At 70.7% G+C, this 696-nt stretch carries 1 protein-coding gene; it reads left to right on the top strand.

Annotated elements, in window-relative coordinates; translation table 11 throughout:
* On the top strand, nt 1–696 hold a 696-nt coding region (locus ABD330_RS32395), incomplete at both ends, for a 2-oxoacid:acceptor oxidoreductase family protein (RefSeq protein ID WP_344469896.1).

The following is a 696-nucleotide window of genomic DNA, read 5'->3' as shown; positions in this document are numbered from 1 at the left end:
CCTGCACAAGGTGCCGCTCACCTCGCTCACCGTCGAGGCGCTGAAGGACAGCGGGCTGGCCCGCAAGGACGCCGAGCGGGCGAAGAACATGTTCGCGCTCGGGCTGCTCTCCTGGATGTACCACCGGCCGACCCAGAGCACCGAGTCCTTCCTGCGGCGGAAGTTCGCCAAGAAGCCCGCCATCGCCGAGGCCAACATCAAGGCGTACCGGGCCGGCTGGAACTTCGGCGAGACCACCGAGGACTTCGCCGTCTCCTACGAGGTCCCGCCGGCCGCGCTGCCGCCGGGCACCTACCGGAACATCTCGGGGAACCTGGCGCTCGCGTACGGGCTGATCGCGGCCTCGCAGCGCTCCGGACTGCCGATGTTCCTCGGCTCCTACCCGATCACCCCCGCCTCCGACATCCTGCACGAACTGAGCCGGCACAAGAACTTCGGCATCCGCACCTTCCAGGCCGAGGACGAGATCGCGGGCATCGGCGCCGCACTCGGCGCGGCCTTCGGCGGCGCACTCGGGGTGACCACCACCTCCGGGCCCGGACTGGCCCTGAAGTCGGAGGCCGTCGGGCTGGCCGTCTCGCTCGAACTGCCGCTGCTGGTGGTGGACATCCAGCGCGGCGGGCCGTCCACCGGGCTGCCGACCAAGACCGAGCAGGCCGACCTGCTGCAGGCCATGTTCGGCCGCAACGGCGAGGC

Source organism: Kitasatospora kazusensis, assembly GCF_039529945.1.
Taxonomy (GTDB): domain Bacteria; phylum Actinomycetota; class Actinomycetes; order Streptomycetales; family Streptomycetaceae; genus Kitasatospora; species Kitasatospora kazusensis.
The sequence above is the reverse complement of the archived record's forward strand: the minus strand, read 5'-3'. Positions and strand labels throughout refer to the sequence as shown.